The following is a 14688-nucleotide window of genomic DNA, read 5'->3' on the forward strand; positions in this document are numbered from 1 at the left end:
TCGCCCCCCTGTATGAGGGGGATCTGTGGGAGCAAAGCTTGCTCGCGATGACGTCGTCACCTACAACATCTGTGTTGGCCAAAAAAATGCTATCGCGAGCAAGCTTTGCTCCCACAGGCTCACTCCACAGGGAGGCCATGAAATAGCTGTCAGCGCTTGGGCAATTCGATCACCACCTTCAACCCACCCCATTCACTGTCGTCCAACGCCAGCAGGCCGCCCCAGGTGTCGACGATGTCCCGCACGATGCCCAGGCCCAGGCCGTGTCCATCGGTCTGTTCGTCCAGCCGCGTGCCCCGGCTGAACACCTGGTCGCGGCGGTCCTTGGGGATGCCCGGGCCGTCGTCCTCCACGGCCAGGCTGAAGCCCTCGGCTGTTTCGGTCATGGTCAGGCGTACCTCGGCGTCGGCCCATTTGCAGGCGTTGTCCAGCAGGTTGCCGAGCAATTCCAGCAGGTCCTCACGGTCCCAGGGCAGGTGCATGCCTGGCGGGGCGACGTAGCTCAGGTGCAGGTGTTCGCCGTGGATCATGTTCAACGTGGCCAGCAATCCTGGCAGTTCGGCGTCGCAGTCCAGATGCGCGCCGGGCAAGGCATCGCCGGACAGGCGGGCGCGGTTGAGTTCGCGGTTCAAGCGCTGCCGGACCTGCTCCAATTGCTCGAGCAACAGCTTGCGCAACTCGGGATACGGGTCGAGCTTTTCGTTCGAAGCCAGGCTTTGCAGCACTGCCAGCGGGGTTTTCAAGGCATGGCCGAGGTTGCCCAGGGCGTTGCGTGAACGCTTGAGGCTGTCTTCGGTGTGGGCCAGCAGATGGTTGATTTGTGTCACCAGCGGCTCCAGCTCCCGTGGCACCTGTTCGTCGAGTTGCGAACGCTGCCCGCGCTGCAACTGGGCAATCTGCTCCCGGGCCCGGTCCAGCGGACGCAAGGCGCGGCGCACGGTGATGCGTTGCAGCAACAGGATCAGCAGCAGCCCCGCCAACCCGAGCCCGAGGCCAACCTGCTGCATCCTTCGGAAACTGTCACGCACCGGCGTGTAGTCCTGGGCCACGCTGATGGAAATCGCCTGGCCGAGCCGCCGATAGTCGGTACGCAGCACCAGCAGCTTCTGGCCCTCGGGGCCCAGTTGCAGGTTGCTGTGCAGGCCCGGGTGGTCGAGCCGGGGCAATTCCTGGTCCCACAGGGAACGGGAGCGCCAGTGCACATCGGCAAAATCGATGCGGAAATAATGTCCGGAAAAAGGTCGCTGATAGGCCGGCGACAAACGTCGCTCATCCAATTGCAAACCCTGCGGGCCGCGCACCAGGGCCACCAGCAGGTTCTCGCTGTCGTTGCGCAGGCCCGCTTCCAGATAACGCTGCAAGCCCAGTTCGAACAGCCACAGGCTGGTCTGCGCCAGCACCAGGCCGACCACCACCATCACACCGATCAGGCCCAGGCTCAGGCGTCGCTGGATGGATCTCACTGCGCCTGCCCGCCGAACAGGTAGCCCTGGCCGCGACGGGTTTCGATGACGCTGCGTCCCAGCTTGCGTCGCAGGTGATTGACGTGGACTTCCAGCACGTTGGAGTCGCGCTCGGTCTCACCGTCGTACAGGTGTTCGGCAAGATGACTTTTGGAAAGGATCTGCTCGGGATGCAGCATGAAATAGCGCAACAGGCGAAACTCGGCGGCCGTGAGCTGGATGTCGGTGCCGTCGCGGACCACGCATTGTCGCCCTTCATCCAGGTGCAGCCCGGCCGACTTCAGCGTCGGCTGGTTGACCTGACCATGGGAACGGCGCAGCAACGCCTGGATCCGCAAGTGCAGTTCTTCGGGGTGAAAAGGTTTGGTCAAGTAATCGTCGGCACCGGCCTTGAGGCCTTCGATGCGCTCGGCCCAGGACCCGCGGGCAGTGAGGATCAGCACCGGTGTGGCCAGGCCGCCGGCGCGCCACTGGGCCAGTACCTCCAGCCCCGGCACACCCGGCAGGCCAAGGTCGAGGATAATCAGGTCGTAGGGCTCACTGCTGCCCTGGTACACCGCATCGCGACCATCGGCGAGCCAATCGACGGCATAGCCCTGTCGTGTCAGCCCCGCCATCAATTCGTCCGCCAGGGGCACGTGATCTTCCACCAGAAGCAGGCGCATCAGTCTTCCTTATCTTTGAGTAAGCGGCCGGTCGCGGCCTCCAGGTCCAACTCGCGCACGACGCCGTCGGTGTCCAGCAACTCGACCTCATAAATATAGACGCCGTGTTTCTCCTCCAACTCGGCTTCCAGAAGTTTGGCGCCGGGATGCAGGTCCAGCGCCTGTTGCAGCAATTGCTCCAGCGGCAGGATCACGCCTTGCTGGCGCAGTTGCAGGGCCTCGTCCTGGTCCAGGTCCCGGGCTACGGCCAGCGAACAAAACGCCAACAGCGCCAGCGCCCATCGACTATGGGCGCGCAGATTAAGCTTCATTACGTATCCTGATGATTCTTGAGTACCTCGCCGTTGGTGGCGTCCAATTCCAGGTCCCACTCAATGCCCTTCGTATCGCGCAGATCCACCTGGTAAATGTACCTGCCGTACTCCTCTTCCAGTTCGGTATCGGTCAAGGTGGCGCCAGGGTGTTTGGCCAGGGCAATGGCGTCGAGTTTTTCAGTGGACAGAATGGTACCAGCGTCTCGCAGTTTGCGGGCTTCGTCGTTGTTGAGGTCTCGTGCGTGAGCCAGGCCAGCGCCGAGGGCCATGAGGGTCGCGATGAAAAAGGCAGTCAGGCGGTTCATGGGTTGTCTCCTTTTTTATAATCTTTGCCGGGGGACTGTATCGGGGTGAACTTAACTGAAACTGAATGGCCATCATGGAACCCACATCAATAGTGTGTGGGAGCGAGCTTGCTCGCGATAGCGCCAGCTCAGTCACATCAATATCAACTGACAGACCGCCATCGTCGGAACGCCGCCCGGAACAAGCTCGCTCCCACAGGGTTTTGTGTCGCTATAATTGTCCGCTTGTTTGCATTCGAGGCCGGTATGACCGCCATCCACATCAAGTTCCCCGCCCTTACCCTCAAGGCCGGCCCCCGTGCCTTCGGGCGGATTCGCCAGGCCGGCCTGAACGCCGCCGACGTCGGCATCCTGCCGGGCGCCGCCGGTGGTCCCAAGGCCTTGGGTATCCAGGGACTGGACCTGGCGCTGTTCGGCCAATGGCTGCCAGCCGCGCCGCGGGAACGCTCGCTGATCGGCGCCTCGGTGGGCGCCTGGCGCTTCGCCAGTGCCTGCCTGCCAGACGCCGCCGAAGGAATCCGGCGCCTGGGCACCCTGTACAACGAACAAAGCTTCGCCAAAGGCGTGACCATGGCCGGGGTCAGCCAGAGCTCGCAGCGCATGCTCGATGACTTGCTCGAAGGGCGCGACACTTCGATCCTCGATAACCCGCGATACCGGCTCAATATCATGGTGGTCAAGAGCCACGGCCTGCTCGCCCAGGATCATCGCGGCCGGCTGGGCCTGGGGTTGTCATCGGTGATCGCCGACAACCTGCGAGGCCGTGCGCGGCTGTCGCGGCATTTCGAACGGTTGATCATCCATGACCCGCGCCTGGCCCCGCCCCTGCATCCGTTGAATGACTTTCCGTCGCGCTTCGTGCCCCTGGCCGCTGGCAACCTGCGCCAGGCCCTGCTGGCCTCGGGCTCGATCCCGATGATCATGGAGGGCGTGCGCGACCTGCCGGGCGCCGGTGCCGGCACCTACCGCGATGGCGGCTTGCTGGACTACCACCTCGACCTGCCGTACAGCGGCGAGGACATCGTGCTGTATCCGCACTTCACCGACCGGGTCATCCCCGGCTGGTTCGACAAGGGCCTGCCGTGGCGCCGGGGCAACGTCGACCGCCTGCAGGACGTGCTGTTGCTGGCACCGTCCCGGGAATACCTGGCGCGCCTGCCCTACGGCAAACTGCCGGACCGCAACGACTTCAAGCGCTTCATGGGCGATGACCCGAGCCGCCGCAAATATTGGCGCACGGCAATGGACGAGAGCCGCCGGCTCGGTGACGAGTTTCTTGAACTGGCAGCCAACGGTGGCCTGGGCGAGCGTTTGCTGACCCTTTAGTCAGCACGCTCGCGCAACGCCGTTATCAAACTGATAAACTCCGCCGCCTGCCTCGCGACCGCTATCTAAAAGAGCCCGAACCTGTGGAAATCTTCAAAGAGTTTACTTTCGAATCCGCCCACCGCCTGCCCCACGTACCAGAGGGCCACAAGTGCGGCCGCCTTCACGGTCACTCGTTCAAGGTGGCGATCCACCTGAGCGGCGACATTGACCCGCATACCGGCTGGATTCGCGATTTCTCGGAGATCAAGGCGATCTTCAAGCCGCTCTACGAGCGCCTGGACCACAACTACCTCAACGACATCCCTGGCCTGGAAAACCCCACCAGCGAAGTCCTGGCCAAGTGGATCTGGAATGAATTGAAGCCGTTGCTGCCGGAACTCAGCGCCATCCGCATCCATGAGACCTGCACCAGCGGTTGCATCTATCACGGCGAATAGGGACAGGTGCTGCTTCCTGGCTCGGGAGCCTTTTGTGGCAAAGGAGCTTCTGTGGCGAGGGAGCTTGCTCCCGCTGGGCTGCGAAGCAGCCCCAAAAGCAGCGACTCGATTCAACCTGATACACCGCAACCTCAGGTTTGAGGGCCGCTTCGCGGCCCAGCGGGAGCAAGCTCCCTCGCCACAATGGGTGTTTCCCCGTCCCGCCAGCATTGGCCTATGCTTGGTCCCCTGAGCCATTTTCAGGGGAGTATCGATCATGACCCACTGGCCGCTGGATCAGACCTACGACTTCAACGGACACCCCATCCGCTACGCCATCCACGGCGACGGCCCGCCGCTGGTGTTTGTCCACGGCACGCCCTTCTCTTCCTACGTGTGGCACCGGATCGCTCCGCTGTTCTTCACCACCCACAGGGTGCATTACTTCGACCTGCTGGGTTATGGCCAGTCAGCGCAACCCGATGCCGATGTGTCCCTCGGCGTGCAAAATCAACTGCTCGCGCAATTGCTGGAGCACTGGGGCCTGGATTGCCCGGACGTGGTGGCCCATGACTTTGGCGGTGCCACGGCCCTGCGCACGCACCTGCTCAATGGCAAGGACTACCGCAGCCTGACCCTGATCGATCCGGTGGCGCTGTCGCCCTGGGGTTCGCCTTTTGTTCAACACGTACGCCAGCATGAAACAGCCTTCAACGGCCTGCCCGACTACATTCAGCGGGCCATCGTGCCGGCCTATATCCGCGGCGCGATCAAGCGCGCTATTACGGACGCAGAACTGGCGCCTTATGTACAGCCGTGGCTTGGCGAGCCGGGCCAGGCGGCGTTCTACCGGCAGATTGCGCAGATGGACGAGCGTTATACCCGCGAGGTCGAGGGCCTGTACCCAAACGTGCGCTGCCCGACCCAGATACTGTGGGGCGAGGATGACCAGTGGATCCCCATCGAGCGTGGCCGGGCCTTGCACAAACTAATTCCGGGCGCGCAGTTGCACCCGGTTCCGAACGCCGGGCACCTGGTTCAGGAAGATGCGCCGCAGGACATCGCCGTGGCGGTGTTGCGCTTTTTGACCTGAACCTGTGGGAGCGAGCCTGCTCGCGATAGCGATGTACCAGTTGACTTCGATGTGGCTGATCCGACGCTATCGCGAGCAGGCTCGCTCCCACAGGGGACTTTCATGAACAATGAGATCTGTGTTCCAACTTGAATCACCACCGCACCGCTTTCGCCCTCCTTCGCCCACCCAATCTCCAGGATTGTCTATAAATAACCTCGCGATCACTCGTTTGGCACGGCCGCTGCACGCTTGCGATATTCCCCTCATCCGCAAGGACCGCCCCCATGACTCAGAACGATCCAGGCAACGACTACCCCTTGAGCGAAGTTCCGATGCATGCCCGCAAGGGCCTGGCCTCCACGGCCATGGTGCTGCTGGGCTTCACCTTTTTCACCGCGACGATGTTTGCCGGTGGCAAGCTGGGCGTGGCGTTCGGTTTTGCCGAGATGCTCACGGTGATTGTGATTGGCAACCTGCTGCTGGGCCTGTATGCGGCAGGCCTGGGCTACATTGCCTTCAAGAGCGGGCTCAATTCGGTGTTGATGGGGCGTTTCTGTTTCGGCGAGGTGGGCAGCAAGCTCAGTGACCTGATCCTGGGCTTCACCCAGATCGGCTGGTACGCCTGGGGCACGGCGACGGCGGCGGTGGTGCTGGGCAAGTACTTCGAGTTGGGCCAGGGCACCGTGTTGTGGTTGATGGTGCTGTTCGGCATGGGGTTCTGTGCCACGGCCTATGTCGGTTATCGCGGGCTGGAAATCCTCTCGTACCTCGCCGTGCCAGCCATGATGTTGCTGCTGATGCTGTCGATGTGGGTCGCGACGGTGAAGGTCGGCGGCTTCGAGGGTTTGCTGGCGGTGGTGCCGACGGGCAGCCTCGACTGGTCCACCGCCATCACACTGGTGTTCGGCACCTTCGTCAGCGGCGCGACCCAGGCGACCAACTGGACGCGGTTCTCCCGCTCGGCGAAGGTCGCGGTGCTGGCGAGCCTGATCGGCTTCTTCCTCGGCAATGGCCTGATGGTGCTGATCGGCGCCTACGGGGCCATCGTCTATCAACAGCCGGACGTGGTCGAAGTGCTGCTGTTGCAGGGCTTCGCCATGGCAGCGATGGCGATGCTGCTGCTCAACATCTGGAGCACCCAGGACAACACCATCTACAACTTCGCCGTGGCCGGTTGCAACCTGCTGCGCACCCGCCGGCGCAAAACCGTAACCCTCGGCGGCGCGGTGATCGGCACGCTGCTGGCCCTGCTGGGCATGTACGACATGCTGGTGCCCTACCTGATTCTGCTGGGCACGGTGATCCCGCCCATTGGCGGGGTGATCATGGCCGATTTCTTCTTCCGCTGGCGCGGTCGTTATCCACGCCTGGCCGAAGCGCAGTTGCCGGCGTTCAATTGGCCCGGGCTGTTGGCCTATGGGGTCGGCACCGTCGCCGCGTTCAATTCGCCATGGGTCGCGCCGCTGGTAGGAATCGCTGCCGGCGCGCTAACGTATGTGCTATTGATCGGCGCAATGGGTACTCGCACCGCTGACGCACCACTACAAGACTTATAAAGGACTCGCCTGATGCACATCATCAACGCCCGCCTACGCAACCGCGAAGGCTTGCATGAACTGCACCTGGAAAACGGCCTGATTGCCAACATCGCCCGCCAGACCGAGGCCCCCAGCCTCGGCCCGGACGACCTCGACGCCGGCGGCAACCTGGTGGTCCCGCCTTTCGTCGAACCGCACATTCACCTGGACGCGACCCTCACCGCCGGCGAGCCGCGCTGGAACATGAGCGGCACGCTGTTCGAAGGCATCGAGTGCTGGGGCGAACGCAAGGCCACCATCACCCAGGAAGACACCAGCACCCGCGCCAAGAAAACCATCCAGGCCCTGGCCGCCCATGGCATCCAGCATGTACGCACCCACGTCGACGTGACCGATCCCGAACTCACGGCCCTCAAGGCGATGCTGCAAGTGCGCGAGGAAAGTCGTCACCTGATCGACATGCAGATCGTCGCGTTTCCCCAGGAAGGCATCGAGTCCTACCGCAACGGCCGCGAGCTGATGGAAGAAGCGATCCGCATGGGCGCCGACGTGGTGGGCGGCATTCCGCATTTCGAGTACACCCGCGACCAGGGCGTCAGCTCGGTGAAGTTCCTGATGGACCTGGCCGAACGCACCGGCTGCCTGGTGGATGTGCATTGCGACGAAACCGACGACCCACACTCGCGCTTTCTCGAAGTGCTCGCCGAAGAAGCCCGCAGTCGCGACATGGGTGCGCGGGTCACGGCCAGCCACACCACGGCCATGGGCTCCTACGACAATGCCTACTGCGCCAAGCTGTTCCGCCTGCTCGGGCATTCGGGCATCAGCTTCGTCTCTTGCCCCACCGAGAGCATTCACCTGCAAGGGCGCTTCGATACCTTCCCCAAACGCCGCGGCGTCACCCGAGTCAATGAACTGCTCGAAGCCGGGATGAACGTGTGCTTCGGCCAGGATTCCATCGTCGACCCGTGGTACCCGCTGGGCAACGGCAACATCCTGCGGGTCCTCGAAGCCGGGTTGCACATCTGCCACATGCTCGGTTACCGCAACCTGCAAAGCGCCCTCGACCTGGTCACCGACAACAGCGCCAAGGCCATGGCCCTGGGCGAGCGCTACGGGCTGGAACCGGGGCGGCCGGCGAACCTGCTGATCCTGTCGGCGGACAGCGACTACGAAGTGATCCGCAGCCAGGGTTTGCCGCTGTACTCGATTCGCAACGGTGAAGTGCTGATGAAGCGGCAGATGCCGGTGGTGGAGTTCGCGCAGCCGTTGGGCTGATGCACCTCGTTGTGAGAGTGAGCTTGGTGTCCATCAGTTGATATTGAGGTCACTGACCTGCCGCTATCGCGAGCAGGCTCGCTCCCACAGAGGGTTTGTGTCGTACACAAATTCGTGCCCGCTGAAGCTCAAAATTGTGGGAGCGAGCCTGCTCGCGATGGCGTCATTAGCCGCACTGCGGAACTCCAGATTTTCTAGGACACAAGCTGCGCCGTACCAAACAACCTGACCCGAACCAGCTCACCAGCCTCTTCTTCCAACAAAATCGGCGCAGTCCCCCCCGGCATCACCACACTCACCGGCCCAGCCTGCACCCAACCCACCCGCCACGCAGCACTGGCCACCGCGCTGGCGCTGGTGCCCGAGGACGCAGTGGGACCTTCGCCCCGCTCGAATACCCGGGCAACGATCCGCCCTTCGGCCTCGCGCCAGGCCCATTGCAGATTCACCCCCGCCGGGCACGGCATCCCGGCCCCTGCGGGCGCGGCATAAGCGATACGGGTCAGGCGTTGCGACAATGGCGAAGCACGCATTTGCGCATTGCTCGGCAGCGCCTCGGCCCCTTCCACCAGGGTCACGCAATGCGGATTGCCAATGTTCACGAATTGACTGTTGCCCCATGCCGGGTTCAACCCATGGAGCACCGCCACCCGACTGACCTCACGCTGATTGAACACCACGCGCTCCACGCTTTGGGCAGCGACGGCCTGAGGTCCAAACAGGGGTTTTCCCAAGTCCAGCCAGAAGCCCTGCACACCCTCGAACTCAGCTGACCGCACCGACGTGTGCAGCGGCGACAAGCCCTGGTGTTTGTCATGGTGCACCTGCAACAAGCAATCCCCCTCGCCCGGCATCAAGCCTTGCTCTTTCAGCGCCTGGGAGAAAATCGTCAAGCCGTTGCCGCTGCGCTCGGCCAGGGTGCCGTCAGTGTTGACGATCAAAACGTCAAAGGGTGGTTCGCTCTGGAACGGGCCGATCAACAGCCCATCGCTGCGGTGGTCCTTGGCATCCGGCGGTGCTTCACCCGGCGACCAACTGCAGAAGGCATGCACGGCAGCCAAGGCCCAGGACTCGCGCCGCTGTGCAGCGAGGGCGGCCGACGGCGGCAGGTCGATACCGTGGTCACGCACCTGTCGCGGGGAAACGACGCCATAAATATTGCCGCGTGCATCATAAAACTGCGTCATGGACCAGACCCGAAATCAGCCAGCAAGGGCCGGTACTTTATGCTGGCACAGGCTGTGGGAGCAAAGCCTGCGCTTTGATCGGCACCTTGGGGTCGCGGTGCGGTCAGTGGATATGCAAGCATAGGCTCCCTGCCCGCACCAGCGCACCACACGCAAGCCAAGGACGATTCATGACTGCCATCACCCCTCCGCCAACCTTTGTTCCCGGACGCCTGGAACAGATGTCCACCCGCATCGCCTATCTCATCGCCGGCATCGGCATCGCCGCCTGGGCACCACTGGTGCCATACGCCAAGGTGCGGGCAAACCTGGACGAAGGCACCCTCGGTTTGCTGTTGCTGTGCCTCGGGGTGGGATCGATCCTGGCGATGCCGATTGCCGGTGCGCTGGCCGCGCGGTTCGGCTGCCGGCGAGTGCTCAGCGGGGGCACGCTTCTGATCTGCCTGGCGTTGCCGTTGCTGGCGACGATGACCTCCCTGCCCTGGTTGGTGGCGGCATTGTTCCTGTTTGGCGCCGGCCTCGGCACCGTGGACTCGACCGTGAACCTGCAAGCGGTAATCGTCGAGCGGGCCAGTGGCAAGACCATGATGTCGGGCTTCCACGGCATGTTCAGCCTCGGCGGGATCATTGGCGCGGCCGGTGTGAGCGCCCTGCTCGGCCTGGGGCTTTCGCCGCTGGGGGCGACGCTGGTGGTCAACGCGGTGCTGCTGGTGGCATTGTTCAAGGCTGCGCCGCACCTGTTGCCTTATGGCAGTGAAAGCTCGGGCCCGGCGTTTGCAATTCCCCACGGAGTGGTGCTGTTCATTGGCATCCTGTGCTTCATCGTATTCCTCGCCGAAGGCGCGGTGCTGGATTGGAGCGCCGTGTTCCTGACCAGCGAACGCGCGGTGGATACCGCCTATGCCGGGCTGGGTTATGCCGCCTTCGCGCTGACCATGACCGTCGGCCGACTGACCGGCGACTCGGTGGTGCATCGCCTGGGCGCCAAACGCGTGATCATCTATGGCGGATCGATCGCGGCAGCCGGGTTCCTGCTGGCAACCCTCGCACCGATGTGGCAAGCCGCGCTACTGGGCTATGCGTTGGTGGGCGCCGGGTGCTCGAACATCGTCCCGGTGCTGTACACCGCCGTCGGCAAACAGACCCTGATGCCGGAAGCCATCGCCGTACCGGCCATCACCACCATCGGCTATGCCGGCATCCTCGCCGGCCCGGCGCTGATCGGCTTCGTCGCCCATGGCAGCAGCTTGAGCTTTGCCTTTGGGCTGATTGCGCTGTCGCTGGTGGCGGTGGCGGCCAGTGGGAAAGTGTTGAAGGTCTGAGGCCTACAAGGAGCCTAGGCTAGCCAGTAAACCTGTGGCGAGGGAGCTTGCTCCCGCTGGGCCGCGAAGCGGCCCCAAAACCTGCTGAATGCGGAGCCTCAGGCACACCGCATCCACTGGTTTACGACTGCTTCGCAGCCGAACGGGAGCAAGCTCCCTCGCCACAGGATGGTCACTCAGCCCCTGGGATTGTATTTCGGCCCCTGGCATTGTGTTCCAAGCCACAGGGCCTGATCTTCGATCAAAACCCCACACTGGCCTGCACAAAGAACGTACGCGGTGCCCCCACATAAATACCCGAGTTGTTGTCGCTGGAGCGGGTGTAGTACTGGTGATCGAACAGGTTCTTCACCCCGGCGCCGACTTTCAGGTTCGACAGTTGCTCGCCGAAGTCGTAGCCGGCGCGCACGTTCCAGAGCACATAGCCCGGCATGTCGCCGTACTGCCCGTCAGCGGTGCCGTCGGTGATGTAGTCACCGCTGAAACTGCCATCGGCGTTCACGCCGGTACCCGGCGAGCGCTGTTTCGACTGGGCGAAGGCATCGAGGTTGTAGGTCCAGCGGTTGACGTCATAGCGCAGGCCCAGGTTCACCACCTGACGGGAATAGAACGGCAGGTCGCGGCCCTTGAAGCTTGGAATCTCGCCTTCGTAAGTCGCCCGGGTGTAGGTGAAACCGGCGTTGGCGGTGAGGCCTTCGAGACGTGGGTCGAGCGCGGCCATGTCGTAATGCACCGAAGCTTCCAGGCCCTGGTGCTTGGTCGCGCCCAGGTTGGTCCAGCCCACGTCGTTGCTGATGTACTGCAACTCGTCGTCGAAGTCGATGTAGAACAGCGTCACTTCCCCGCCCCACACGTCATCGTTGTAGCGCGTACCGATCTCGTAGGTCTTGGCCTTTTCCGGGCTCAGACCGCTGGCGGTGTTGTTGCCGTCGCCGCCCTGGCCGAGCTGGAAGTATTGCAGGCTACCGAACGACGTCTCGTAGTTGGCGAACAGCTTCCACGCATCGGACAGGTGATACATCACGCTCAGGGCCGGCAGCGGTTCGTTGCTGTCGATACTGCGGCGTTTTTCCTGCACGGGGCGACCGGCGGTGTCGAGCACGGGGCGATCGTGCCACTCGGTGCTGATGCTTTCGAAGCGGATACCCGGGGTGATGGTCCATTTGCCGATATCGATCTTGTCATCGATGTAGACCGCGTGAGCTTCAGTGCCGCCAGTGCGGTCCTGGTAAACGTGACCGTCGGAGCCCGGACGCACCACCGGTTCGTTGTTACGCAACGCCAGGCGGCTGGCTTCTTCGTGCATGCCTTCCTTGAGGTAGCGATAGCCGACGCTGGCTTCCTGGGTGGTTGGCCCCAGGTCGAACACGTGGGACACCCGAGGCTCAATGCCGAAGGTGTAATAGGTGCGCGGGTAGGAGGCCAGGTTGCGCTGGTCCCGGGAGGCGATGGTGCTGCCACGGTAGCTGTCGGAGTAGTAGGTCAGCACTTCGGCCTGGGTGCGATCGTCGATCTGGCGCAACCACTTGAACGACACATCCTTGCGGCGCCCGCTGAAGTTGTCCCAGTCACGGTCGGACTGGTACGGGTCGGCGTCATACTGCTCCTGGGTCAGGCCGCCGGGCATGTCGGCCTTGGCGTCGTAGTAATGGAAGTTCAGCGAGAAATCGTCCACATCGGTGGGCGCCCAATGGGTCTTGAGGATGACGTCGTCGATGTCGTTGTCGTTGTTGCTTCGGCGATAACCATTGCCGTTGACGCCCGAATACAACAGTGCCACGCCCAGGCCGTTGTCGGCGGTGCCGCCGAGGAACGCCGTGTCGATGTGCTTCCAGCCACCGCGTTGGGAAGTTTCCAGGGTGGTGCCGATTTCGCCGGTGGCTTTTTCCGGAATCGCCCGGGTCACGAAGTTGATCACCCCGCCGACGTTCTGTGGCCCGTAGCGCACGGATCCGGCGCCGCGCACCACGTCGATGCTGTCCAGGTTGCCCGAGGAGATCGGCGCCATGGACAACTGTGGCTGGCCGTAGGGCGCAAACGCTGCCGGCACGCCGTCGATCAACACTGTGGAGCGCGGCGACAAGCGCGAGGTGAGGCCACGCACGCCGACGTTCAGGGAAATGTCGCTGCCGCCGGTGCCGTTGGCGTCTTGCACCTGCACACCCGGCACGCGCCGCAGCACATCACCGACGTTCATGGCGCCCTGCTCCACCATTGCTTCGCGGCGGATCACCGTGCGCGCGCCGGGATGGTTCTGCACCACTTCGGCGTTGGCATCGCCGAGCCAATCGCCGACCACCTGGATTTCAGTGGCGCCCAGCTCCATCGGGCCCGCATTGGATGCCGAGGGTGCCGGCAGAACGGTCACCGAACCGTCATCGATCTGGTATTGCAGGCCGCTACCCTGGAGCAATTGGCGCAAGGCCGCTTCCGGGGACAGGTTGCCGTCCACCGCCGGGGCTTGCTTGCCGGCCACCAGTTCGGGGCTGAAGAACACTTGCAACGCGGTTTGCTGGCCGAGCTGGCTCAAGGCTTGGCCCAACGGCTGCGCCTGGATGTGAATGGCGGTGGCGGACTGATCGGCGAACGCCTGGGGCAGCGCGGCGCTGACCGCCAGGGTCAGGGCCAGTGGCAGCCAGCGTGCGGGGCTACGATTGTTGTTTTTGGCGGTTTTTTTCACGTCGAACCTTGTCCTGTTGATCGCAAGAATACGCGTCTGTTAATGCAAACCAGTTGCAGTTGGACAAGAAGACGAAGAACTCGAAAAAAACCTGAATCTATCGCGCAATTATTTCTTGGCTGCCGTCATCCAGGGTGCGCACGGCCACCGGCAGAATGCTCGGCAGGGCCTTGAGCAGAGCCTCGGGATCGTCGGAACGGAACACGCTGGTCAGGCGCAAGTTACCCACCGCCGCACTGCCGACCCGCAGGGGGTTGGCGCGATAACGGGAGACTTCTTCAGCCACTTCCTTCAGCGGCGCGTTATTGAACACCAGTTTGCCGTTGCGCCAGGCGGTGAGCGCCTCGGCGTTGACCGCGTAAGGTGTGGCGACTTTGCCCTGGGCATCGATCTGGGTGCCAAGGCCCGGCGTAAGACTGACGTACTGGGTTCGCGGTGCATCGCGTCCCTGGACCTTGACGCTGCCCTGCTCCACCGCCACCCGGGTCTTGTCGGCATCGCGGCGCACGTCAAAGCGCGTCCCGGTTACCGTTACCTGACCGTTGCCCGCATCGACCGTGAATGGCCGGCCGGCGTCATGCTCGACCGTGAACAACGCCTCGCCTTCGGCCAACTCCACTCGGCGTTGACGGTGTGCGAATTGAATACGCACCCGGCTGCGGCTGTTGAGGTCGATCACCGAGCCGTCGGGCAAGGCGATATGCCGACGCTCACCGAAGGCGGTGGCATATTCGCCGCTGTAGTCGGTGGAAGAACTCAAGCCGCTGAACAACCCCAAACCAAGCGCCGCCGCGAACAACCCGGCGGCGACCGCATAACGCAACAGAGGCCGACGCGGGGAACGTTTGGCAGGAGCTTCGCACAACGCTCGCAGGCGTTCCTTGGGCAACAGGTCCGTGGCGCTCCAGATCCCCTGCAGCAATTGGATTTCGTCGCGGTGGTTGGGATGCTCGTCCAGCCAGGCTTCGAAGCGCTGGCGCTCCTCGACACTCATGGCAGGTGCTTGCAAACGTACGAACCATTGCGCCGCCGCGTCGCGAACCCTGTCCTGCCCGCACGGGCATTCACGGCTATCCATCATGGAAGGTCCTGTGGCTCGGGTGGAAGATGGCGACG

General features: G+C 63.2%; 13 protein-coding genes. 6 read left to right on the forward strand and 7 right to left on the reverse strand.

Features of this window, described 5'->3' with window-relative positions:
• Nucleotides 1-149: 149 nt before the first annotated feature.
• Genes PSH86_RS20980 through PSH86_RS20995 form a run of 4 tightly spaced genes read right to left on the reverse strand, consistent with a single transcriptional unit; the run spans nt 150 to nt 2747 of the window.
• Entirely contained in the window at nt 150-1463 is a 1314-nt protein-coding gene (locus PSH86_RS20980; RefSeq protein ID WP_116833055.1) for a sensor histidine kinase, read from the reverse strand.
• A complete protein-coding gene (locus tag PSH86_RS20985; RefSeq protein ID WP_109754581.1) occupies nt 1460-2128 on the reverse strand; it encodes a response regulator transcription factor in 669 nt (222 codons plus the stop codon). The genes PSH86_RS20980 and PSH86_RS20985 overlap by 4 nt, the downstream gene beginning before the upstream one ends.
• A complete protein-coding gene (locus tag PSH86_RS20990) occupies nt 2128-2439 on the reverse strand; it encodes a PepSY domain-containing protein (protein WP_109754580.1) in 312 nt (103 codons plus the stop codon). Before PSH86_RS20990 ends, PSH86_RS20985 begins: the two co-directional genes overlap by 1 nt.
• Nucleotides 2439-2747 (reverse strand): PepSY domain-containing protein, encoded by a 309-nt coding sequence (locus tag PSH86_RS20995; RefSeq protein ID WP_109754579.1) that lies wholly within the window; start codon nt 2745-2747, stop codon nt 2439-2441. The genes PSH86_RS20990 and PSH86_RS20995 overlap by 1 nt, the downstream gene beginning before the upstream one ends.
• A 246-nt stretch (nt 2748-2993) precedes the next feature.
• On the opposite strand from PSH86_RS20995, the gene PSH86_RS21000 reads away from it, so the two are divergent.
• From PSH86_RS21000 to codA, 5 genes are all read left to right on the forward strand, one after another.
• Nucleotides 2994-4073: a hypothetical protein gene (locus tag PSH86_RS21000; protein WP_109754578.1), complete on the forward strand. Its 1080-nt coding sequence runs from the start codon at nt 2994-2996 to the stop codon at nt 4071-4073.
• A gap of 83 nt (nt 4074-4156) precedes the next feature.
• Complete coding sequence (queD, locus tag PSH86_RS21005) at nt 4157-4513, forward strand: 6-carboxytetrahydropterin synthase QueD (protein WP_025212792.1); 357 nt, start codon at nt 4157-4159, stop codon at nt 4511-4513.
• A gap of 256 nt (nt 4514-4769) precedes the next feature.
• Nucleotides 4770-5585: an alpha/beta fold hydrolase gene (locus PSH86_RS21010; protein WP_305484690.1), complete on the forward strand. Its 816-nt coding sequence runs from the start codon at nt 4770-4772 to the stop codon at nt 5583-5585.
• Nucleotides 5586-5851: 266 nt separating this feature from the next.
• On the forward strand, nt 5852-7123 hold the full coding sequence (gene codB / locus PSH86_RS21015; RefSeq protein WP_116833057.1) for a cytosine permease: 1272 nt from the start codon (nt 5852-5854) through the stop codon (nt 7121-7123).
• Nucleotides 7124-7135: 12 nt separating this feature from the next.
• Nucleotides 7136-8383 (forward strand): cytosine deaminase, encoded by a 1248-nt coding sequence (gene codA / locus PSH86_RS21020; RefSeq protein WP_116833058.1) that lies wholly within the window; start codon nt 7136-7138, stop codon nt 8381-8383.
• Nucleotides 8384-8577: 194 nt separating this feature from the next.
• Here the strand turns inward: codA and PSH86_RS21025 are convergent, their stop codons facing one another.
• Nucleotides 8578-9570 (reverse strand): diaminopimelate epimerase, encoded by a 993-nt coding sequence (locus tag PSH86_RS21025; protein ID WP_305484693.1) that lies wholly within the window; start codon nt 9568-9570, stop codon nt 8578-8580.
• A 170-nt stretch (nt 9571-9740) separates the two neighbouring features.
• Here PSH86_RS21025 and PSH86_RS21030 point away from each other — a divergent pair, with 170 nt between their 5' ends.
• Entirely contained in the window at nt 9741-10892 is a 1152-nt protein-coding gene (locus PSH86_RS21030) for an MFS transporter (protein WP_109754573.1), read from the forward strand.
• Between the two features lie 241 nt (nt 10893-11133).
• Here PSH86_RS21030 and PSH86_RS21035 read toward each other — a convergent pair whose 3' ends face one another.
• Nucleotides 11134-13572 (reverse strand): TonB-dependent receptor, encoded by a 2439-nt coding sequence (locus PSH86_RS21035; protein ID WP_249015354.1) that lies wholly within the window; start codon nt 13570-13572, stop codon nt 11134-11136.
• Between the two features lie 97 nt (nt 13573-13669).
• Nucleotides 13670-14653 carry a FecR family protein gene (locus tag PSH86_RS21040; RefSeq protein WP_305484695.1) on the reverse strand — a complete coding sequence of 328 codons (984 nt, stop codon included), beginning with the start codon at nt 14651-14653 and terminating at the stop codon, nt 13670-13672.
• Nucleotides 14654-14688: the final 35 nt, after the last annotated feature.

Origin of the sequence: Pseudomonas sp. FP2300, from assembly GCF_030687595.1 — a bacterium.
GTDB classification, from domain to species: domain Bacteria; phylum Pseudomonadota; class Gammaproteobacteria; order Pseudomonadales; family Pseudomonadaceae; genus Aquipseudomonas; species Aquipseudomonas bijieensis.

Excerpts from the sequence above, each read along its gene's own strand:
- PSH86_RS20985 (WP_109754581.1), bottom strand. The coding sequence starts at position 2,128 with ATGCGCCTGCTTCTGGTGGAAGATCACGTGCCCCTGGCGGACGAATTG.
- PSH86_RS20990 (WP_109754580.1), bottom strand. The coding sequence starts at position 2,439 with ATGAAGCTTAATCTGCGCGCCCATAGTCGATGGGCGCTGGCGCTGTTG.
- PSH86_RS20995 (WP_109754579.1), bottom strand. The coding sequence starts at position 2,747 with ATGAACCGCCTGACTGCCTTTTTCATCGCGACCCTCATGGCCCTCGGC.
- PSH86_RS21000 (WP_109754578.1), top strand. The coding sequence starts at position 2,994 with ATGACCGCCATCCACATCAAGTTCCCCGCCCTTACCCTCAAGGCCGGC.
- PSH86_RS21010 (WP_305484690.1), top strand. The coding sequence starts at position 4,770 with ATGACCCACTGGCCGCTGGATCAGACCTACGACTTCAACGGACACCCC.
- codB (WP_116833057.1), top strand. The coding sequence starts at position 5,852 with ATGACTCAGAACGATCCAGGCAACGACTACCCCTTGAGCGAAGTTCCG.
- codA (WP_116833058.1), top strand. The coding sequence starts at position 7,136 with ATGCACATCATCAACGCCCGCCTACGCAACCGCGAAGGCTTGCATGAA.
- PSH86_RS21025 (WP_305484693.1), bottom strand. The coding sequence starts at position 9,570 with ATGACGCAGTTTTATGATGCACGCGGCAATATTTATGGCGTCGTTTCC.
- PSH86_RS21030 (WP_109754573.1), top strand. The coding sequence starts at position 9,741 with ATGACTGCCATCACCCCTCCGCCAACCTTTGTTCCCGGACGCCTGGAA.
- PSH86_RS21040 (WP_305484695.1), bottom strand. The coding sequence starts at position 14,653 with ATGATGGATAGCCGTGAATGCCCGTGCGGGCAGGACAGGGTTCGCGAC.